An 18,992-nucleotide genomic window follows, 5' to 3' on the forward strand; every position below is an offset into this window, starting at 1 on the left:
TTCCACATCCACCAAGTCGTTGGTCAGGCCGAGCGGCCCGGGTTCTTCTGTGCTGCCTTCCACTGCGCGTATTCGCGGGCACGAGCGGCAGCAGCCTCAGCTAGTTCCTTCTCACCGTTGCTGGCCCAGCCGGTCCCCGAGTACGTCCAGGAGCCCTCGACGACGAGCGTGGTTTCCTCGTCGTCGGCCAACAGGCGACGTTCCAGGTCGGCCACGTCCAACGGCTCCCCAGCCCGCTCAGCCTCAGCAGCCAGCCGCGCGAACCGAGCCCGAGCGGTGCGCAGGCGTCCGAGGGTGACGGAGTAGCGGCGGGACTTGCTGGAGAAGTGGCCCCGGAAGCCGAGCATGTGCGACCACTTCGCCAGCAGCCGGTACGGCGAGTTGATGCACTCCCCACACACGCACCCGTCCTCGTCCTCTTCCGGCTCGTACCCGTCCGGGCGGCATGCGGTGGCGGCACGGTCAGCCAGGCGACGGCACTGCCGGATCAGGCGGGACAGATGTGCTCGAGGTGCGGTCGGGTCGACGTCGGTGGACTTGGTCGCGTACTTCGCCAGGTACCCCGCGACCTGCTCGGGCGACAGGGTGTCGGTGGAGTGTGCTTCGTCAGCGACGCTGCCCGGCAGGCCAGTGCTCACGGTCCGCGTATCAACCTGGACCCCGAAGGCCAGTTTGCGCGGCACGTCGGCACCATCGACCGGAACAGCGGTGTACTCGACACCGAGGGCAGCAGACGTAATCAGGCCCTTGAGGGTGTCCCCGTCCACGGGAGCCATCGACCCGGGACCGTCCGGACCATCGAGCCGGATCAGGGCGTGGAAGTGGACCGAACCGCGCGCCTGGTACTCCGCGACCTTGGCGTACTGCACCGAGACCGCGTGCTTGAGCTCCGTGTCCGTCAGCCCGAGGTGGGAGGCGAGGGCGCGGCGGAGACCGATGGTGAAGCGGCGCCAGAGTTCCGGGGCGTGCCACTGCCAGACGATGGCGGTGTCCCAGTCGTAGCAGTCCCAGCACAGCGGAGCCCCCACGATGGTCTCGTTCTCGGTGTGCACACGCATGCACGACTTGGACCGGCCATGCGGGCAGACCTTGGCCCGGTCGAAGGGGCGGCAGGTCCCGCCGGTCTTGTGACCGTCCTTCTTCCGGATGCCGTGAACGTGCCCGAACGACGGCGCCGTCAGGGTCGCGAACACCAGCGGCGCGTCCTTGACGGTCTCGGGGACGGTCTTGCCGCCCAGGAGGCCGGATCGGATCATCGCGAAGGTGTCGCGGGCGTAGACGCGGGAGCACGCGGGGCAGATGTCGGCACGCCGGTTGCCGCAGGGCCGGTAGAGCTGCCCCATCGGGGCGTCGGCCGAGTGGTACTCCGAGATGACCTCACCGGTGGTGGTGTCGATGGTCATGGAGGACCCGTTGAGCTTGATCGGGTGCGAGCAGTACCCCACGGCTGCGGCGGTGTCTGCGAAGGCGTCCAGGCGGGAACGGAAGGACGTGCCCCGGGCGGTCTGGGTAGCGAATCCCAGGGTGCCCGGAGCGACGTCGAGTGGTGCATGTTCCCCGAAGCCGGGGAACGTGGGCGTGGTGGTCATGCGGCGTTCCGGACCTTGGCCAGCAGGCCACCCACACGGGTCGAGCCGTCCAGCTCGGTGTACTCCTGCGGGTCGACCAGGACCCAGCCGTCACCAAGGTCAGCGACCTCACCAGCAGGCACCACGCGGTGACCCTTCAGACCCAGGTCGAGGTCCAGCACGCCCTGGACGGGATAGTCGCGAGCGGTGTGGTCCTGACCGGCCCAAAACCCCGCCGTAGTGAGCGTCGTGGCGACCTCAGCAGCGCAGGTAGCCAGGACGGGGCAGGCGGCACACACACTCGCCATCGCGGCGCGCTGGGCGGGCGAGGTGGCCTCACTGATCCACGGCAGCCCGCGGTACTCGGAGCGGGCGCAGAGAGCGCGGCGCATCTGCTCGGCGGAGGCGATCACGCTTCGGCCCTCGCCATGTTCAGGCCGGGCAGGTCCAGAGCGTCCTGAGTGATCGGACGGACCCGACCCAGACGCGGACGCCGAGCAGCCGGAGCAGGACGAACCGGCGCAGCGACCGGGGTGGGCGATTCGGCCGGCGCAGGCTCGGGGACCTTCACGGGCTCCAGCTCGACGGCGGGGACGGGTTCGATCACGGCCACCGGCTCCGGCTCGACCACGGCCACCTCAGGCACCAGCACGGGCTCGGGCTCGACGGCGCGACCGTCCGCGACGACGAGGGACGCGAGGGCATGAGTGGAAGTGAGCACGGACAGCGGTGCGAGAGCGACCAGGACAACGCCGACCAGGGTCCGCAGCTCCGGCCCCACGTCGTAGGCGTGTGCCGCGTTGGCGCCGATGGACACGACGGTGAACCCGAACATCAGGGTCCAGGCCCAGGCGCTGGAGTGGCCACGGTCCCGGAGCACCAGGGCCACGAGGCCGTAGACGAGCACCGAGGCGTCGATGACGACGGGCACAAGGAACGCCAGTGCCTCAGGCACTCGACCCCACAGGGCGGCGTCCCGCAGCGAGGCGAACGAGAGCGCGAAGGACGCGAGGGCGACGGCGAGGGTTAGGACGACGGTGAAGACGAGCACGGGCCGGGAGTCGGCCGCGATCCGGGCCACGGGCCCAGGGGTGCGGTTCATGATCAGACCTCCTCAGGGGTAGCGGCCTCAGCGGCCGGACGGGGTGCGCGGGGCTTGCGCGGTGCGCGGGGCTTGCGGGTGCGAGGAGCCGGGGCGTCCTCGTTGCCGGGCTTGGTCTCGTTGTCGTTCGGTGTGGTGCGGCGAGCGGCAGCCGCCCAGGCGTTGGCGGCATCGGCACCGTCGCGAGGCTCGGGAGCCGAGTGGGACGACGGCGCGGCGTACCGGACGGCGACCTCACGAATGAGTTCGTCGGGCCAGTACGCGAACCGGACCATCACGGGTGCGCCGTCCTCGCGGACCAGGTACCCGGTGCCCGGGTCGGAGCGGGAGATCTCGTGTGCCGGGGCCTGGAGAGCGGCCGGGCCGAGCACCATGTCCGACTCAATGTCGGAGTCCAGGCGCAGCGCGATCTTCTGGGGGTAGAGGTTGCGCTGTCCCACGGCCTCCTGACGCGGGTTCTGCACGCAGGACACGACCACGACGCCCAGCGCCCGGCCCTGGGTCAGGATCTTCGACATGAGCCGGTCGGCCTCGCGGCGGACCTCGAACTCGGAGTAGGCCATCAGGTCCGCGAGCTCGTCGATCATCAGGACGTGCAGCGGCTCACTCGGGGTCGGGGTGTGGAGACGGGAGACCCCGCGCATGGACTCCTTGCGTCGGTCGATGACCCGCATCAGGGCCCGCAGAACCTCGACGGCGTCCTCGGCGGTGTAGGCGACGCGACCGAACAGGGCGCGGCCCATCTCCAGCTCGACCCCGCCCTTGAGGTCCAGACCCCAGGCACAGACGGTCCCGTCGTGGATCGCCGGGGCCAGTCCGCCGATGACCGACCACAGCACCGAGCCCTTGCCCGCGCCGGTCGCCCCGACGACGAGCGTGTGACGGCCCCGGACGACCATCTCCGCGACGTGACCGGTACGGGCCTTGCCGACCGGCAGGGCATCGGGGTTGGCGCCCTCGGGCACGGGCATCCGGGCAGCGACCGGGGCGATGCGGTAGGTGGTGAACAACGCGAGGTCGAGGACGCCGGGCTTGACCGGGGTGACCTCGAAGCCGTGCGCCCGGTACGCCGACGCGATGGCCGGGGCGGCGCGGTGCAGGGTGTCCGGGGTCTGGCCGGGGAACGTCTCGACCCGCAGCACGACGGCGCCGGGCTGGTGCGAGACATGCCGGAGGCGGGACACGGTGACGGTGCCGTCGGGCTCGGTGCGGTAGAGGGTGCAGGAGCGGGCGACCTCGGGCCAGTACGCGGCCATCTTGTGTGCGTGGACCCGACGCCGGTAGCGGGCCGGGGCGATCATCGCGAACAGGCCCAGGAAGATCCCCGGGGACAGGAACACCAGCAGCGCCAACAGCGGGCCAGTGATCCGGTCCCCGGGGACCTCTGCGAGGGTGAGGATGCCCCACCAGCTCACGGAGACGACGACGCCGAGCACGGTCGGCATCCAGTGCCGGGCAGCCCACACGGTCAGGGCCCGGGTGAACATCCAGTCGCGGTACGCGATCCAGGCCAGCACCCGCCACGCCTTCCCGGACCACCCGGAGTGCTCCACGGTGGCGGCGCGAACGGCAGCGCGGGCCGTGGTGACTCGGGCGTCCAGGCGGGCACGCAGGCCCGTGTTCGGCGTCGTCGTGGCGTTCATCGGTCCCGGCCCTCCTTCTCGATCTCGTCGCTGACCCTGCGCCAGGCGTTATGGGCGGCCTCGTGCGCGTCCTTGACAGCCGCAACGGCACCGCCCAGGGCCTGAGCCAGGTCCTGATCCACACCGGTCTCGGTGACCCAGTCCTGCATCCGCGCGACCATGGCCCGGGCGGTCTCCAGGTCGTTACCCATCTCGTTGAGAAGTCCCGGGTAGTCCTTCTTGCTGATCCGTCCGTTGAACATCAGCCCTGCTCCTTCTGTCCGAGTCGTCGCTTGGTCTCATCGAGCTGTTCGACCAGGGCCGCGCAGGCCCGGTCCATGCGGTCGTACTGGTCGGCCGTGGCCGGGGACTGCGGAAACGCGGCCCGCGCCCACGCGAGGGCATCGATCGCATACACGAGGCACCCGGAGACCTGCTCCCACGCCTCCTGTTCGTTCTCCGGCCTCATGCCCCACTCGTCGAGGTCGACCGTCATCACTGGCCCTCGTCCTCAGCGCGCAGGCGACGGGCCACGTCCTCACGTGCGGCACCGATCCGGGCAGCCACGGCCCGCAGCTCTTCCAGGGCCGGGTCGTGGGCGTTGGTGTACTTGCTCAGGCCCTCCAACGGCTGCACCGCGCGCAGGACGTGGAAGTTCGCCTCACCGAGGCGGTAGTTCGCCTCGTCCAGCGCGTTCACGGCGCGCTTGTTGACCTGCCTCGTGGTCTCGTCCAGTGCCATCAGTTCTTTCCCTTCCCGTAGGGGCCGACGAAGCGGCCGGACTCGTCGTAGAACTCGGGGCGCTCGGCCCGGTGGGCGGCCGTGGCCGCGAGACTGATGTCCTGGGACAGGCCCTCGACCGGTCGCTGCACGGACCGGACCACGTCGACCGCGTCGTACAGGTCGAGGCGGGCCAGCGTCACGACCGCACCGGCCAGGGCAGCGACGGCCTCGGACAGGTAGACCGCCGCAGCAGCCATCGACTCCGCCCGGGACATCACGCGGCCTTGCCGGCGTCGGGGCGGGCCGGCGTCGGGACGTCGGCCTTGCCGGGCTCGCACACGTCGTCGGCCTTGTACGACCACGCCAGGCGCGGCCGGGTCCCGTTGTCGTCCACGTACGGCAGAGCCGTCAGGCCCACGAACTCGATCGGCGTCCACGGGAACGGCGTCTTGTTCTCCGGCGGGACCGGCTGGACCGGTGCCGCGATCTTCACCGTCACGGCGGTGTCCTTCTTGCCCGCCTCCTCGTCAGCGTCCAGGACCACCACCTGCCAGAGGGGAAGGCCGGTGTCCTTGTCCCGCTGCTGCGGCCGCGACCCGTCGGGGCGCTTGTCGGCGTTGAAGTCCTGCACGGGCTCGACCTCGCCCTTCAGGAACGCGCCCTTGGGGAACACGTCCTCGTGAGCCACTGCAAACCGTCGCTGCATCGCCATCTCGAAACTCCTCATGTTGAGGGGCCTAAACACCCGGCCCGTTCGGCGACCCATTCGAGTTGAGGGGTCTAAACACGAAGGTAGGCCCCTCCGAGCGATCCGTCAAGGGGTCTAAACTCGGAACCTATGAGCGTGGAGGACTTCGAGGACGTCAGGACGGATGGTGACCCCATCCGTCAGGCCCGACGCGCCACGGAACTGCTGGTGATCTACGGCCAGCGAACTACCGAACTCGCACGATTGCGCAAGGCCGCTATCGACCGCGCCCACGACGAACTCGGCATGTCCTACACCGAGGTCGCGAACCAGGTCGGCATCTCCAAAGGCCGCATCACACAGCTGCGCAAGAGCGCCCCGCCCGTCGAGCGCGCGTTCTTCGGCGTCGGTCCCGTCACTGTTGCCATCCCGCTTCGTGCGATCGGGGACCGCACTCACGGCGTCATCGCCGCAGAAGACGACGCCGCCGCGAAGAGCCTTACCGGCATCCTCGAATCGCTCAGCCTCGCGGCCGACGTCTTCCAGATCCCGACTAGCGGCGAGTGGGAGCCACCAACCGACGCAGTAGCGATCTGCGGCCCGAAGTCGTCCCACGTCACTGCCGAGGCGATCGAAGCAGACCCCTACCTCTCGTTCGAGCCTGACAGCGACGGCCGATGGGTCATCACCGACCGGGCCACCGGCGAAGTGTTCCTGTCCCCCTCTGACATCGGTGACCCCGCCGGCGACATCGCGTACATCGCTCGCATCCACCGTCACAGCCGGATCCTGTTGATCGTCGCAGGCGTGCACGCCCTCGGGTCGGTGGGAGCCGTGGAGTACTTGCGACGACATCTCTCCGAGGTCTACGCAGCCGTTGGTGACAACCCGTTCTCGCTCGTCGTCACCAGCACATTCGAGGGCACCACAGTCAAGGACACGGCCGCCGCCTGGGGCCCGAAGGTTCATTCATGAGCGAGTCACGCAAGGCCCTTGGTGCGACTCTTGCGGGAGGCACGAACAACCAGGACCGCTGTGTCATCGGAGACGGATTCGCAGCAGTGCTCGACGGTGCAACCTCCGTCGCAGGCGACCGCTCGCACGATCCCGGCTGGTACGCCGAACAGCTGGCACAAGCGATCGCCGAAACAGTGCCACAGGGCGGCACACTGGCTGATGCCATCACGGAATCGATCCGCGCAGTCCGCGACACCCACCACCTGACGCCGGCCACGACCCCAACAAGCACGGTCGCCCTCGCCCGGTGGTCCGATGAAGTCGTAGAGACCTATGTCCTTGGAGACAGCTACGTCGTCGTTCTGCAGGCGGACGGTACCGAGACCGTCCACACTGACGACCGGTTGGACGAAGTCGCGACGGCAGAACGGGCCGCGTACCGTAGGCGACTCCTCGATGGCCACGGATACGACGACGGGCACCGGACACATCTTCTCGAACTCCAGGCGGAGCAGGCCCGGAGGGTCAACCAACCCGGTGGCTACTGGATAGCCGGCGCAGAGCCCGAGGCCGCGCAACACGGCATTACGACCATCGACGATCACGCGGCTGCCTCCGCACTCGTGCTGGCCAGCGACGGTGTGGACCCCTTACGGCACCCTGGCGCTACAACATGGCGAGACCTCTACGAGGAGGCCACCATGCACGGCCCTGAGTTGGTGCTTCGCCGAATACACGAGGCCGAGGAAGCAGACTCTGAGGGCCGCCAGTGGCCCCGGTCGAAGCCACACGACGACAAAACCCTTCTAGTCGTCACGCCATGCCAAGTCGATCCGCATGGATATAAACGCGCAGGGTGATTTTGTGGCGCTTCCACTTAAATCGCAGTTCACGCTGGTAGCGTCTAATCATGGTGTCAGATAGCCGCTTGCCGGAAGGCTGCCCGCCCGCGAACAGCGAGCCCCCGAACGGGACCTACTACCGATTCGGGCACCGCGGGGCGGAAATCGGAGCTACGCTCACTGACGTGAAAATCGACTGGGAACTACCAATCGATAACAGATCGAGCAGCGCGCATCGAAGCGCGAACAACTGCGGCGCGTATGCTCTTTCAATGTACACTCGCGAGGACAGCCTTATTGCCTCATTGGAGTTTCTGCCATGGGCGCGAGGCAAGGTGATCGTTAGATTCGATCTGGTCCCGAATGCCGGAACTATACTCAACACACCGAGCCATGCGGGAAAGGACCATCACGATTGGTGGCCCGCCCACGGTGCAGTGCCGCCACCGAATGAGGTAGTTGGGACGACGGCATGATAGACAGCCTCTCGAACGCCCTGCCCTACGGCGAGCTTGAAATGCTAGAGGTCTACTTCGAGCACGATGGACCGCGCTTCTTTGCCCTCCGCTCGTTAAGTCTCGACGTTAGACTTCTCGCCATTTGTACGGACGAGGATGACGTCAGCGTTGAGTATCTCTATCTCGTTCTGTCGCCGCAGCGGTTTAACCAGGTCAGGTCCGGGCACATCGGCTTGCGAGAAGCTTTTGAAACTTCCGGGCCTTGGGAGATTTGGAGTGTCATCGAGCGACACGAACGCGCCGAGCCCTACGTTAATGCGTTCGCACTTCCATACGGAGAAATTCCGGAGAATAAGCTTCCAACCCCCTCTGCGCGTCTGGATATCGAAACACCAACGGCTCCGCCACTTAATGAGCAGGAACTACGATCCGACGCAGTAGCGTCGCTCCGCACGTTTGCCGCAATCGAACTCGACGCCAATGGCGAGAACTTGACCGAGTTTTCACTAAGGAATCTTGGAAATATCGGCACGCGGCTGCAGGAGACCTTCGATGCGCTCGCACAAGAAGAGACGGGCACCCCCACAGAGAGGGGCGCAATCGCGGCCAGCATCACAGACGGCATCCAGATGAACGTTGTCGCACTACGTGCTGCATCTTTCGCCGTTGTGCTCGCCACCGATAAGCGAGGGCGTTTAATGGACGATGAGCATAACGTCCAGGCTACTCTCGAACGTCTAGTTGCACTGGTGGAAACTGGAAGCAACCCACAAATTCTTGTGGAGGCCCTGCGTGCCTACGGCCCGCGCGCACGGTCGAAGGTGATCTCGCTGTTTCGCGCGGTCTTGCAAGCGGAGAGTGGCCTCGGAATATTGGTCGGTCCCCAACGAGCCGATCCAACTTCCGCCCGGCTGACTGCTCAACAAGTCGTTGAGGCGGTGGAACTCATCGATGGAGTCAAGCCAGCCGAACGCGACCTCTATATCCGTCGAGGAACACTGCTCGCGTCCAACACGCTTAGGGGAACCTTTCTCTTGCTGGATGAGGCCCGACAGCAGGAGTACTCCGGACGGGTCAATGAGGAAGCGCGTGACCAGATTGACGGGCTGAGGGTCGGACATCAAAGTTATGTGCAGGCCCAACTTATCGAGCGGGTTGAGTTCGGCGTTACGGAGCAAGAGGGCGGTAGAAGGTACACGCTCACCTCGATTGCAGAGTGGGCGGATCCGAGAGGACCCCTTTCGCCTCCGCTCTAGGGCCTGGATCGCCCCATCCGCGAGGTGCGAGCAGCACCAGCACGCCGCCGTACAACAGTTCCGTGAGGATTTTCTTTACTGGCTCAAGGCGCGGCTCCGCCGCGCGTCCGGCCCGCCCGGGCGGGGCCCCGCGATGGGGCCCCGCGCTGCGGCGCTCCGCGCCTCCGCGCACCCCACCGCACCCCACCCAGCGGGCCGAACTCGAAGAACGACGAAGCGGGCCCCGACTCAGCTCGGGACCCGCCTACGATTCGCGGTGTGGACGCACTCAGCGCCGGACTACGTGACCTCGCTACGGCCCAGACGAACGAACAGCTCGTCGACGCCCTGTGGGACCTGCGCGACTCGGCATACGACAACCCCACGGCCTGGAATGACTTCACAGCGGAGGTCTTCCTGCAAAGCCTCGCGGCCGAACTGGAGCAGGACAGCGGCCCACTCACGACCAGCGCGATAGTCCTTGCTCTCGCGAAGGCGATCGATCCGCGACCGACCCGAGGATAGGTCTCGGCCGAGCTCGAAGGGCCTCCGGCGGACACCTGCCGGAATCAAGAGGATCGAGGGACCGCGGTGCCCCTGTTCCTCCGTCATCCATTGGCTTGACCGGGACCCTGACACCGAACCCGCCGCCAGCGCAACAGGTCCCGCCGACACCGAGCATCACCGCACCGAAGCCCAACAAGCGGGACCTGTTGCACTGCCGGCAGAACCGATGTCCGAGACGTGCCCCGCGCCAACGGATGACGGAGGAACAGGGACCCCGAAGCAGGAGCATGTTGGGTCACAGACCCGCAGGTACGACCGCCCCATCAGCTCACTACTCGTATGGCCCCTCAACCGCCAGAGGGAAGCCCGGCTGTAGCGCTGCGACCAGGCAGGCATGGTGGGCCCCGATGACTTGGAAGACCTCCGCGTGATCCCAAGACAGATCAAGGCGGACGTACCTCGGGTCGTCGTCAGTCGGCTCGCCGCAGAAGCCACAGCGATATCGGTCCTCGTTGCCCACTGACAGATGATCCCGCCTTCCCCGCCAATCTCCCCGCCAAACAGCTCCGAACGCTCGCGCGAGCACCAGTTTCCCGGGCGTTCCGGGCCGGGCGACCCGCAGAAACACACCGATCGGCCATGAGCCGAAGTCCTCCGGAGCAGAAGGTCGGGGTTTCGAATCCCTTCAAGCGCACCACCCGAAAAGGGCCCCTCACCAGGCATCACGCCAGATGAGGGGCCCTTTCGCTGTCCCGAGCCGGGAGTGGTTCCCCACCACTCTCCCCACCACAGGTCAGCGACCCGTGAGGCACGAAGAGACGGCCCTGGGCTCCAGGTCCGAGGCCGTCTCGCGTCATGTGCAGCTCGCCCGTTCCACCGAAAGGATGGCAGTGCCGCTCGACGGCGCGAACCATACTCATCGCGCGCCCCTTGGTCGCACCGTGTTTCGCGCATACGGTTCCGGTCACTCGATGGACACTGCCCGTGGGACGGTGTGACGGAACCGAATGGGCCGCAATGACAACTTCCGCGGAGTCCAGTTCTCGACCACGCGGGCTTGCCCCGGCTCGGTAACGACGCTGTCGCCCTCCCGTTTCCACGTGATGCCGCCGACTATTAAGAGATCCGTGGGTTGGAAGTCGCGAGCGTGGTTCACCTCGCCAATCGTCAGTTCGACCTCCGCCGCCTCTCCCATCGACCCTTTGACCTCGATGTGCCGCTCGCCGTCGACGCCGGCTCGGGTCAGGTGCAGGTCGTAGGGACGTGACGCACCCACGTCGAGGCAGTCGTAGCCAAGAGCCTCGTAGTAGGCCATCGCCTGATGTACCGCTTGCATCTCGATCGCACGGCGAACCTTGGCGTCAGCGATGTAGCCAGCCTCAGTGGCCTGGCGCCGGTCCCCACGCGCCTCCCGGGACCAGCCTGCGTACCGGGTTTCCATTCTCGGAATCTGGGCGCCACGCCGCGCTTCCGCCAGCTCGGGCAAGGCGTCGAACAGCTCTACCGGGAACTTCGTCAGGTAGTTGCCCTGTCCAGCGCGGAGTGTGCCGTCCTTCCGGATGTTGAACGGAAAGTAGTTCGTGCCGTCGACCTGGCTCGCCAACTGATCACGGAGAGCACGAACCTTTGCGAAGCGGTCATTGAGCTGGTGATAGTCGAGCGGCTGCCGGAACGCGGTGTAGTCGCGGAGAAGGGCTTCCGTGCCAGTCGTGGGCGAAGCGTCGCTATAGACGACATTGTCGGTGTCATAAGGGGCGCCATCGACGACCGACCACCCGACGAATGCGGACGGGGCGCCGAAGGGACGCTCGGTATCCCAATGCAGAACGACATCTCCGTCGCGCACGAACTTCACGAGCTCGTAGTAGGGCATGGCCGCGCCGTTCTGCTTCCGGTGTGGCGCGCGGATGGCATCGCCATAGTCGCGGCGCTTGATCGTCTCCATCCAGTACCGCTGATCGGACGCCAGTGCCCACCATTCGTTGATCATCACGGACTCCATCCTCGCGGGCAAGAGCGCCACACCAGCTCCCAGCTGCACCTATCTGTTTGCGAGGCTAGCGTCCGCAACGGATACGCTCGATCAAAGCAGCGGGCGAAACCTCGGCGTTCCCCCGAGCCGACACCCCGGGCCGACACCCCGCGCGGGCACCTCCGGATCGACCCCGACCCCCGGCCTGTCTGCCCCTTTCGGGCGACATGCCGTACAGTTTGCTGCGCGGGGGGAGTACTTCCCAACACCGTCCCGGTCATTACGGCGCTACCAGCGCCTCGGGCGGCGGCCTTGCTCAGCAAGGCGAAGGAGACCTCGGAGCCGACCTATCTTTGGAGACTCCTTGCTCGCCTCGCTGACGAGTTCTGCTGCCCCTGCCTCCGGCCTGACCACGGTGGCCACCCCCACGATGTGGGCCGTCACCATCGTCGCCGTCATCGCTCTGGTCGTCGTCGACTTCCTCATCACCCGGCGCCCGCACGAGGTCTCGATGCGGGAGGCCCTCGGCTGGAGCGCCTTCTACATCGCCCTCCCGCTCGCGTTCGGCGGCTGGATCTGGGCCACCTTCGGATCGTCGACCGGCGTGCAGTACCTGACCGGGTACCTCGTCGAGAAGTCGCTGTCCGTGGACAACCTCTTCGTGTTCATGCTGCTGCTCAGCGCCTTCGCGGTACCCAAGGCCCTGCAGCAGCGCGTGCTCCTGCTCGGCATCGTCGGCGCGCTGGTGCTCCGCGGCGTCTTCATCGCGCTCGGCGCGGCCGTCCTGGCCAACCTGAGCTGGGCCTTCCTGCTCTTCGGCGCGATCCTGCTGGCCACCGCGGTCAAGATCCTCCGTGACCAGGTCAAGGGCGACGACCACGCGATCGACGTCTCCGAGCTGCGGTCGGTCAAGGTGATCCGCCGCTTCATGCCCGTCACGGACGACTACCGCGGCCCTGCGCTCTCGGTGCGCGAGGGCGGCAAGCGCATGCTCACGCCCCTGGCGGTCGTGGTCGTCGCGATCTTCGCCGCCGACGTCGTCTTCGCCGTCGACTCGGTGCCTGCCGTCTACGGCATCACCAGCGACCCGTACCTCGTGTTCGCGACCAACGCTTTCGCCCTCCTCGGCCTGCGTGCCCTGTACTTCGTGCTCCAGGGCGCCCTGAGCAAGCTCGTGCACCTCGGCTACGGCCTCGCGACGATCCTCGCCTTCATCGGCGTCAAGCTCGTGCTGCACTGGGCCCACGGCATCTGGGCCGGCGTGCCGGAGATCCCGACCCTGGCCTCGCTCGGCGTGATCATCGGCGTGCTCGTCATCGTCACCTTCACCAGCCTCCACGCGACGCGCAACGACGACGCGGCAGACGCCGGCACCGAGCCGGGCACCCAGGAGCTCGACGAGGCCTCGACCACCGAGCCGGCCGGCGAGGCCGAGGACGCCCCCAGCACCTCCCGCCCCGGGGCGCACTGACCCGAGGTACGTGTCAGACGTACAGGTCCCTCCGGTGACCTGTACGTCTGACACGTCGGGGAGGGTCCCGCGGGGCGAGCGGCCACGGCGGTCCGTCGTCGTTCCGCCGTAGAGTCCACCCCGTCATGGACCCCGCACTGGACCTCACCGTCACCGTCGTCATCGGCGGCACGGTCGCCGCACTCCTCATGGGCCTGTCCAAGACCGGCCTGCCGCCGCTCGGCGCGTTCGGAGCGGCCGTCATCGCCTCGGTGCTCCCGCCGGTCCAGGCCGCCGGGGTCGCATTGCCCCTGCTCATCGTCGGTGACCTCGTCGCCGTGAGTGCGTACGGCCGGGACGTCCGGTGGCGCGTCCTGCGGGACCTGCTCCCGAGCGTCACGCTCGGGCTGATCGTCGGCTTCGCGGCGCTGCGCTGGGCCCCGCCAGACGTCAGCGCCCGGATCGTCGGAGCGCTGCTCCTCCTCGCCGGGCTCGGCGACCTGGTCCGGCAGCTCGCCGCGCGCCGCGCGCGCCGCCGACCGCCCCGCCCCGCCGGTCCCACGCCAGAGCCTGTGCCCGACGGCGACGCCGCCCCCACCCGCCCTCGCCTCCGCGAGCGGGTCATCCGCACCGCGCTCGGGGCCACGGCCGGGGTCTCGACCATGATCGCCAACGCCGGCGGACCGCCCATGAGCCTCTACCTGCTGCGGGCCGGGATCTCGCGCGCCGGTCTGCTGGGCACGGTCGCACTGTTCTTCCTCACGGTGAACGTGGCCAAGCTGCCGTTCAGCGCCGGGCTGGGGCTGGTCTCCCCCGCGTCGCTGCACGTCTCGCTCGTCCTCCTGCCCGGCCTGGTCGCCGGCCTCGTGCTCGGCAAGCTCGTGGCCCACCGCATCTCAGGCTCGGTGTTCAGCACGGTCGTGCTGATCGCGACGTCCGTGGCGGGCGCGCGCCTCCTGCTGGCCTGACCCGACCGCCGAGCCCGGGCCCCGGCGACCCCGGGCTACCGATCCGCCCCCGCGGGCCGCTAGTGTCCGGATATGCCCGACGAATCCGTCGACTTCTACCCGTCCCGAGCGCACGTCGTCACGCTCGCCCTCACCACCCTCGCGCTGGTGGTGCTCTGCGCGATCGCCACCCGCCTCGGCTTCGACGCCGCGCAGACCAGCGGCTCACCGGCGGCGCTGACCGTGGTCTCCGTGAGCGCGATCGGCGTGCTGGTCTTCACCGGCCTCGGCCTCATCGTGGTGCGCCGCCTGCTGCTGCCCGCGTGGCCCGTGCTCACGCTCGACGACGACGGCCTCACCGACTGGCTGCCCAACCTCGGCGTCGAGCAGGTGCTCTGGTCCGAGGTGACGGGCGTCCGGGAGACCCGGCTGGCCTTCCGACGGGTGCTCGCCGTGGACGTCGCCGACCCGCGCGCCGTCGTGGTCCGCCAGCGCACCGTCGTCCGGCGCATCGCCGCCTCGGTGAACTCTCTCGCGGTCGGCACCCCCGTGGTCTTGAAGCCCGGGAGCATCGCGACCCGTCCGGAGGAGCTCTCCGCGGCGCTGACCGAGTTCGTCGCCGGCCACGCGCCCCAGGCGAAGCCGGTTGCGTAGACTTCTGGGATCATCCGCCGAGAATCATCTGCCGAGCATGGCGAGGGACCTCTCATGAGCGACGACCTCTTCGACGGGCCGGCCGCCCCCGACCCCGATCCTGACCGCGGCTACGCCGACTTCGAGTTCGAGCGCCGGTTCTTCGTGCGCGACCTGCCGGCCGAGCTCAAGGACGCGCCGGCCCTCATCGTCCAGTCGTACTTCCTGGCCGACGACGGCTACGCCCTGCGCGTCCGGGTCCAGGCGGGCGACGTCGACGCCGACCTGACCGCCGACACCGATCCGGCCGAGCTGCTCCGCGCGCACGTCGCGGACATCGACTTCGCCGCCGTCACCGTCAAGGGCCCGGCAGTCGGGGGCACCCGCTACGAGGCGGAGCGCGAGCTGGACCCGCGCGTCGGCGTGGAGCTGGTGCGCCGGGGCGGCGCCCCGATCGTCAAGGTCCGCTACGCCGCGTGGCTCGGGGCGGACGGCTGGTCGATCGACGTCTTCGGCGGGCCCAACCACCCGCTGGTGGTGGCCGAGTGCGAGCGCTCCGGCCCCGTCACCGGCCTGCAGATCCCGGACTTCTGCGTCACGGAGATCACCGACGACCGCCGGTTCTCCAACGAGTCGCTGGCCATGGAGCCCTACAGCGCGTGGGCGCCGTCGTTCGCCACGGAGCTCGCGGAGCGGGGGCCGACCTTCCGGCAGGACTTCGGGCCCAACACCCACCTGCGCCTCTGAGCGAGGCGCCTCCGAGGCACCGCTGGCACCGTCAGCCCCGCCACTCGCCCTTCTCGACGACGCCGGTCACGAACTCCCAGTGCCACGGCTCGTACTTGCTGCCGCCGAGCTGCGCCCAGGACGGGTTCTGCCAGCCGTACGCCGGCGCGTTGGCCCACAGCCACGAGAAGACGTCGCTGTCGCCCGTCTCCTTGGAGCACAGGTCGATCGCCAGGCCCCAGCCGTGCATGGAGGTGCCCGGGGACGCGGCGTAGTAGCCGCGGGACGCCTTGAGCTCGTACTGCGTGCTCAGGTCGCGGTAGCTCGCCACCAGGCACAGCTCGCGGCCGAACGACGCGCGGAACGCCTCGTTGAGCGCGCTGAGCGACATCGCGGCGTCGGGCCGGAGGTACTCCCCCGGCTGCCATAGCTCGCACAGCGAGTGGTCGGCGAGCCCGCCGTTCGTCCCGTCCACGGAGGCGTTGACGTCGCAGTCCGGCAGGGGGCTGCGGTCGAGCGAGCGGCTGGCGGCCGACTCGGGCCGGGTGAGGGCCTCGGCGCGGACCACGGATCCCGAGGTCTCCGGCCGCTCAACGGGCTGCGTCACCAGGTCCAGCACCGTCGGCCCGGTGGGCGGGGCCTCGACGTCGAACGGGGAGTCGCCCGGCTTGTCGACCGCCTGCGCGAACGGCGCCGCGATGGTCGCGGCCGCGAGGGTGCCGACCACGGCGGCCCGGGAGATGAGCCGCTGCCCGGCGGGGACCGAGGACGTGGGCCGGGGTGCCCGGGGAACCGCTCCGGTGACCAGCCGGTCGAACGACGTCACCTTGCGCATCGCCTGCGTGTGCTGCTCCGCCTCGCGCCGCTCTCGACGCGTCATGAGCACGGGCGCACTCGTCACAGCCGTGGACTCCACTCGTCCTCCGTCGTCATGTGTCCGCGGCCCCCTCGCGTTCCGTTATGTGCACGTGACATTAACCTGGGTCGGCCCGGCTGCCAAGCCCGGCCTGTGGACGGTCGCGCCCGTCCCGGCGTCAGCGGCGCTGCATCGCGTCACGCACCTCGCCCACGAGCTCCTCGAGGATGTCCTCGAGGAATACCACGCCGAGCACCTCGCCGTCCGGCCCCTCGACCCGCGCCAGGTGCGAGCCCGAGCGCTGCATCACGCGCAGCGCGTCCTCGACCTCGTCGTCGGGCGCGACGGCCGCCAGGGCGCGCACGCGCCAGACGGCGACAGGCTCGAACCGGGCGGGCCCGGTCGCGTACAGGACGTCCTTGAGGTGCAGGTAGCCGACGAGCTCGTCGCCGTCGTCCCGGCGCGTCACGACCGGGAACCGGCTGAAGCCGTGCTTGGAGACGAGCCGCTCGACGTCGTCGGGCGTGCTGGTCTCGTCCACGGCGACCAGGCCGCCGACCGGCACCATGACGTCGCGCGCGGTGCGGTTGGAGAACTCGATGGCGCCCGTCAGCAGTCCCTGCTCGTCGCGCAGCACACCCTCCGCCTGGGAGTGCTCCACGATGGACTGGACCTCCTGCGCGGTGAACGCCGAGGCGACCTCGTCCTTGGGCTCCACGCCGGCGAGCCGCACCGCGTGGTTCGCGATCCAGTTCAGGCCCAGGATGACGGGGCGGAGCACCCGGCCCAGGAGCACGAGCGGCGGCCCGAACCACATGACCGCCCGGTCCGGACCGGAGACCGCCAGATTCTTGGGCACCATCTCCCCGAGCACGACGTGCAGGTACACGACCAGCGACAGCGCGATGACCAGCGCGATCGGGTGCGTGAGGTCCTCGCTCACGCCGAGGCCGTGCAGCGGCCCCTCCAGGAGCTGCGCGATGGCGGGCTCCGCCACGATGCCCAGCCCGGTGGAGCAGACGGTCACGCCGAGCTGCGCGCAGGCCAGCATGAGCGACACGTGCTCCATGGCCCACAGGACGGTGACGGCGCGCCGGTCACCGGCCGCGGCGAGCGGCTCGATGGCGCTGCGGCGCGCGGAGATGACGGCGAACTCGGCGCCCACGAAGAACGCGTTCCCCGCGAGCAGCACGAGGCCGATGACGAGTGCGGTGGTGGTGCTCATCGGTTCGCCCCCTTCCCGGAGCCGGTCCGGTCGAGGCCGGCGCCGTCGGGCGGGCCGTCGTCGGGCAGCGGGCGGACGCGGAGGCGCTCGACGCGCCGGCCGTCCATAGCCTCGACGCGCAGCGCAACCCGGGCGTGCAGCCCCTGCGGGCCGGCCTGTCCCACCACGACCTCGTCGCCCACCACGGGAACGCGGCCCAGCTCTGCCATCACGAGGCCGCCGAGCGTCTCGTACGCGGCCCCCTCGGGGACCTCGATGTTGGTGTACTCGTCGAGCTCGTCGGGCCGCAGCACGCCCGGCACGATCCACGACCCGTCGGCGGCGCGGGAGGCGCCGGCACGGCGGGGGTCGTGCTCGTCGGCGACGTCGCCCACCAGCTCCTCGACGACGTCCTCCAGCGTCACGACGCCGGACGTGCCGCCGTACTCGTCCACGACCACGGCCATCTGCAGCCCGAACCCGCGCAGCTCCACGAGCAGGGGGCCCAGGCGCACCGTCTCGGGGACACGGGGCGCGTCCACCATGAGGGCGGCCGCGGGCACCTCGGCCCGCCGGTCGTGCGGCACGCCGACGGCGCGGCGCAGGTGCACCAGGCCGACGATGTCGTCGCGGTCCTCCCCGATCACGGGGAACCGCGAGTGCCCGGTGCGCCGGGCGAGCGCGACGACGTCCTCCGCCGTCGCGTCCCGGTCCACGACGGACATGCGCAGGCGGTCGGTCATGACGTCACGCGCGCTGAGGGTGTCCAGCTCGATCGAGTTGGTCAGCAGGGTCGCCACCGACTCCTCGAGCGTGCCCTCCTCGGCGGAGCGGCGCACCAGCGAGGCGAGCTCGGACGCGGAGCGCGCCCCGGACAGCTCCTCGCGGGGCTCGACGCCGAGGCGGCGCAGCAGCGCGTTGGCCGAACCGTTGAGCACCGCGATCAGCGGCTTGAAGGTGATGGTGAACACGCGCTGGATCGGCACCACGAGCCGCGCGGTGGCCAGCGGGGCCGACAGCGCGAAGTTCTTGGGGATCAGCTCGCCGCAGACCATGGAGAACGCGTTCACCAGGATGAGGGCCAGGACACCCGCGAGGCCGGCGGAGACCGCCGTCGGCACGGAGGTCGACCCGAAGGCGGCCGAGATCAGGGAGTTCAGCGCCGGCTGGGCGGTGTAGCCGAGCAGGATGGTGGTCAGCGTGATGCCGACCTGGGCCGAGCTCAGCTCGGTGGAGAGGTGGCGCAGCGCGGTACGCACGCTGCGGTCCCGCATGCCGTTCCCGAAGGCGGGCTGGGTACCGGAACCGGGCCGGGTGCCGGGGCCCGGGTCGGACGAGGAGGCAGACCGGGACCCGCCGGGTCTGTCTCCCTCCGAGTCGTCGGAGTCGCCGATCACGGCGGGGTCGATGGTGACGAGGGAGAACTCTCCCGCCACGAAGACGGCAGTACCGGCCGTGAGGAGGACGCCGACGGCGACCATGATCCAGTCGCCGGTCATCTC

21 protein-coding genes are annotated in these 18,992 nt (G+C 69.1%); 8 read left to right on the top strand and 13 right to left on the bottom strand.

Annotation, left to right across the window (positions count from 1 at the left end):
- Positions 1-23 precede the first annotated feature (23 nt).
- The 9 genes from AB0I29_RS08740 to AB0I29_RS08780 are packed head-to-tail and all read right to left on the bottom strand — an operon-like array spanning position 24 to position 5,727.
- Positions 24-1,589, bottom strand: a complete 1,566-nt coding sequence (locus AB0I29_RS08740; RefSeq protein ID WP_357480432.1) for a replication initiator — start codon at positions 1,587-1,589, stop codon at positions 24-26.
- Positions 1,586-1,981, bottom strand: a complete 396-nt coding sequence (locus AB0I29_RS08745; RefSeq protein ID WP_357480435.1) for a WhiB family transcriptional regulator — start codon at positions 1,979-1,981, stop codon at positions 1,586-1,588. The genes AB0I29_RS08740 and AB0I29_RS08745 overlap by 4 nt, the downstream gene beginning before the upstream one ends.
- Complete coding sequence (locus AB0I29_RS08750; RefSeq protein WP_357480437.1) at positions 1,978-2,670, bottom strand: DUF2637 domain-containing protein; 693 nt, start codon at positions 2,668-2,670, stop codon at positions 1,978-1,980. Before AB0I29_RS08750 ends, AB0I29_RS08745 begins: the two co-directional genes overlap by 4 nt.
- A gap of 2 nt (positions 2,671-2,672) precedes the next feature.
- Complete coding sequence (locus AB0I29_RS08755; RefSeq protein ID WP_357480440.1) at positions 2,673-4,313, bottom strand: FtsK/SpoIIIE domain-containing protein; 1,641 nt, start codon at positions 4,311-4,313, stop codon at positions 2,673-2,675.
- On the bottom strand, positions 4,310-4,555 hold the full coding sequence (locus AB0I29_RS08760) for a hypothetical protein (protein WP_357480443.1): 246 nt from the start codon (positions 4,553-4,555) through the stop codon (positions 4,310-4,312). Before AB0I29_RS08760 ends, AB0I29_RS08755 begins: the two co-directional genes overlap by 4 nt.
- Positions 4,555-4,788 carry a hypothetical protein gene (locus AB0I29_RS08765; protein WP_357480446.1) on the bottom strand — a complete coding sequence of 78 codons (234 nt, stop codon included), beginning with the start codon at positions 4,786-4,788 and terminating at the stop codon, positions 4,555-4,557. The genes AB0I29_RS08760 and AB0I29_RS08765 overlap by 1 nt, the downstream gene beginning before the upstream one ends.
- Positions 4,788-5,033: a hypothetical protein gene (locus tag AB0I29_RS08770; RefSeq protein ID WP_357480449.1), complete on the bottom strand. Its 246-nt coding sequence runs from the start codon at positions 5,031-5,033 to the stop codon at positions 4,788-4,790. Before AB0I29_RS08770 ends, AB0I29_RS08765 begins: the two co-directional genes overlap by 1 nt.
- Positions 5,033-5,290, bottom strand: coding sequence for a hypothetical protein (locus AB0I29_RS08775; protein WP_357480452.1), 258 nt, complete (start codon positions 5,288-5,290; stop codon positions 5,033-5,035). The genes AB0I29_RS08770 and AB0I29_RS08775 overlap by 1 nt, the downstream gene beginning before the upstream one ends.
- Entirely contained in the window at positions 5,290-5,727 is a 438-nt protein-coding gene (locus AB0I29_RS08780; RefSeq protein WP_357480455.1) for a plasmid replication, integration and excision activator, read from the bottom strand. The genes AB0I29_RS08775 and AB0I29_RS08780 overlap by 1 nt, the downstream gene beginning before the upstream one ends.
- A 126-nt stretch (positions 5,728-5,853) precedes the next feature.
- On the opposite strand from AB0I29_RS08780, the gene AB0I29_RS08785 reads away from it, so the two are divergent.
- The 4 genes from AB0I29_RS08785 to AB0I29_RS08800 all read left to right on the top strand — a co-directional run bounded on the left by AB0I29_RS08785 (position 5,854) and on the right by AB0I29_RS08800 (position 9,720).
- Complete coding sequence (locus tag AB0I29_RS08785) at positions 5,854-6,678, top strand: hypothetical protein (RefSeq protein ID WP_357480458.1); 825 nt, start codon at positions 5,854-5,856, stop codon at positions 6,676-6,678.
- Positions 6,675-7,520, top strand: a complete 846-nt coding sequence (locus AB0I29_RS08790) for a protein phosphatase 2C domain-containing protein (protein WP_357480461.1) — start codon at positions 6,675-6,677, stop codon at positions 7,518-7,520. The genes AB0I29_RS08785 and AB0I29_RS08790 overlap by 4 nt, the downstream gene beginning before the upstream one ends.
- 454 nt (positions 7,521-7,974) lie before the next feature.
- The gene (locus AB0I29_RS08795; protein ID WP_357480464.1) at positions 7,975-9,216 is read left to right on the top strand and encodes a DUF6575 domain-containing protein; all 1,242 of its coding nucleotides are present in this window, start codon (positions 7,975-7,977) and stop codon (positions 9,214-9,216) included.
- Positions 9,217-9,474: 258 nt separating this feature from the next.
- Complete coding sequence (locus AB0I29_RS08800; protein ID WP_357480467.1) at positions 9,475-9,720, top strand: hypothetical protein; 246 nt, start codon at positions 9,475-9,477, stop codon at positions 9,718-9,720.
- Positions 9,721-10,666: 946 nt separating this feature from the next.
- On the opposite strand, the gene AB0I29_RS08805 is transcribed toward AB0I29_RS08800, so the two are convergent.
- Positions 10,667-11,692 (bottom strand): DUF3883 domain-containing protein, encoded by a 1,026-nt coding sequence (locus AB0I29_RS08805; protein WP_357480707.1) that lies wholly within the window; start codon positions 11,690-11,692, stop codon positions 10,667-10,669.
- A 412-nt stretch (positions 11,693-12,104) separates the two neighbouring features.
- Between AB0I29_RS08805 and AB0I29_RS08810 the strand changes: the two genes are divergently transcribed.
- From AB0I29_RS08810 to AB0I29_RS08825, 4 genes are all read left to right on the top strand, one after another.
- Positions 12,105-13,145 carry a TerC/Alx family metal homeostasis membrane protein gene (locus AB0I29_RS08810; protein ID WP_357480710.1) on the top strand — a complete coding sequence of 347 codons (1,041 nt, stop codon included), beginning with the start codon at positions 12,105-12,107 and terminating at the stop codon, positions 13,143-13,145.
- Between the two features lie 125 nt (positions 13,146-13,270).
- Positions 13,271-14,092, top strand: a complete 822-nt coding sequence (locus AB0I29_RS08815; RefSeq protein WP_357480470.1) for a sulfite exporter TauE/SafE family protein — start codon at positions 13,271-13,273, stop codon at positions 14,090-14,092.
- A gap of 72 nt (positions 14,093-14,164) precedes the next feature.
- Positions 14,165-14,725: an STM3941 family protein gene (locus tag AB0I29_RS08820; RefSeq protein ID WP_285102610.1), complete on the top strand. Its 561-nt coding sequence runs from the start codon at positions 14,165-14,167 to the stop codon at positions 14,723-14,725.
- A 54-nt stretch (positions 14,726-14,779) separates the two neighbouring features.
- Entirely contained in the window at positions 14,780-15,451 is a 672-nt protein-coding gene (locus tag AB0I29_RS08825; protein ID WP_357480473.1) for a CYTH domain-containing protein, read from the top strand.
- A gap of 31 nt (positions 15,452-15,482) precedes the next feature.
- On the opposite strand, the gene AB0I29_RS08830 is transcribed toward AB0I29_RS08825, so the two are convergent.
- The 3 genes from AB0I29_RS08830 to AB0I29_RS08840 all read right to left on the bottom strand — a co-directional run bounded on the left by AB0I29_RS08830 (position 15,483) and on the right by AB0I29_RS08840 (position 18,989).
- A complete protein-coding gene (locus tag AB0I29_RS08830) occupies positions 15,483-16,346 on the bottom strand; it encodes a M15 family metallopeptidase (RefSeq protein ID WP_357480476.1) in 864 nt (287 codons plus the stop codon).
- A gap of 118 nt (positions 16,347-16,464) precedes the next feature.
- Entirely contained in the window at positions 16,465-17,511 is a 1,047-nt protein-coding gene (locus AB0I29_RS08835; RefSeq protein WP_357480479.1) for a hemolysin family protein, read from the bottom strand.
- A complete protein-coding gene (locus AB0I29_RS08840; protein WP_357480482.1) occupies positions 17,508-18,989 on the bottom strand; it encodes a hemolysin family protein in 1,482 nt (493 codons plus the stop codon). The genes AB0I29_RS08835 and AB0I29_RS08840 overlap by 4 nt, the downstream gene beginning before the upstream one ends.
- Between the last annotated feature and the right edge of the window lie 3 nt (positions 18,990-18,992).

Source organism: Promicromonospora sp. NPDC050262 (genome assembly GCF_040655935.1).
Classification (GTDB): domain Bacteria; phylum Actinomycetota; class Actinomycetes; order Actinomycetales; family Cellulomonadaceae; genus Promicromonospora.

Excerpts from the sequence above, each read along its gene's own strand:
- AB0I29_RS08740 (WP_357480432.1), bottom strand. The coding sequence starts at position 1,589 with ATGACCACCACGCCCACGTTCCCCGGCTTCGGGGAACATGCACCACTC.
- AB0I29_RS08750 (WP_357480437.1), bottom strand. The coding sequence starts at position 2,670 with ATGAACCGCACCCCTGGGCCCGTGGCCCGGATCGCGGCCGACTCCCGG.
- AB0I29_RS08755 (WP_357480440.1), bottom strand. The coding sequence starts at position 4,313 with ATGAACGCCACGACGACGCCGAACACGGGCCTGCGTGCCCGCCTGGAC.
- AB0I29_RS08760 (WP_357480443.1), bottom strand. The coding sequence starts at position 4,555 with ATGTTCAACGGACGGATCAGCAAGAAGGACTACCCGGGACTTCTCAAC.
- AB0I29_RS08765 (WP_357480446.1), bottom strand. The coding sequence starts at position 4,788 with ATGACGGTCGACCTCGACGAGTGGGGCATGAGGCCGGAGAACGAACAG.
- AB0I29_RS08770 (WP_357480449.1), bottom strand. The coding sequence starts at position 5,033 with ATGGCACTGGACGAGACCACGAGGCAGGTCAACAAGCGCGCCGTGAAC.
- AB0I29_RS08775 (WP_357480452.1), bottom strand. The coding sequence starts at position 5,290 with ATGTCCCGGGCGGAGTCGATGGCTGCTGCGGCGGTCTACCTGTCCGAG.
- AB0I29_RS08780 (WP_357480455.1), bottom strand. The coding sequence starts at position 5,727 with ATGGCGATGCAGCGACGGTTTGCAGTGGCTCACGAGGACGTGTTCCCC.
- AB0I29_RS08785 (WP_357480458.1), top strand. The coding sequence starts at position 5,854 with ATGAGCGTGGAGGACTTCGAGGACGTCAGGACGGATGGTGACCCCATC.
- AB0I29_RS08790 (WP_357480461.1), top strand. The coding sequence starts at position 6,675 with ATGAGCGAGTCACGCAAGGCCCTTGGTGCGACTCTTGCGGGAGGCACG.
- AB0I29_RS08795 (WP_357480464.1), top strand. The coding sequence starts at position 7,975 with ATGATAGACAGCCTCTCGAACGCCCTGCCCTACGGCGAGCTTGAAATG.
- AB0I29_RS08805 (WP_357480707.1), bottom strand. The coding sequence starts at position 11,692 with ATGATCAACGAATGGTGGGCACTGGCGTCCGATCAGCGGTACTGGATG.
- AB0I29_RS08810 (WP_357480710.1), top strand. The coding sequence starts at position 12,105 with ATGTGGGCCGTCACCATCGTCGCCGTCATCGCTCTGGTCGTCGTCGAC.
- AB0I29_RS08815 (WP_357480470.1), top strand. The coding sequence starts at position 13,271 with ATGGACCCCGCACTGGACCTCACCGTCACCGTCGTCATCGGCGGCACG.
- AB0I29_RS08820 (WP_285102610.1), top strand. The coding sequence starts at position 14,165 with ATGCCCGACGAATCCGTCGACTTCTACCCGTCCCGAGCGCACGTCGTC.
- AB0I29_RS08825 (WP_357480473.1), top strand. The coding sequence starts at position 14,780 with ATGAGCGACGACCTCTTCGACGGGCCGGCCGCCCCCGACCCCGATCCT.
- AB0I29_RS08835 (WP_357480479.1), bottom strand. The coding sequence starts at position 17,511 with ATGAGCACCACCACCGCACTCGTCATCGGCCTCGTGCTGCTCGCGGGG.
- AB0I29_RS08840 (WP_357480482.1), bottom strand. The coding sequence starts at position 18,989 with ATGACCGGCGACTGGATCATGGTCGCCGTCGGCGTCCTCCTCACGGCC.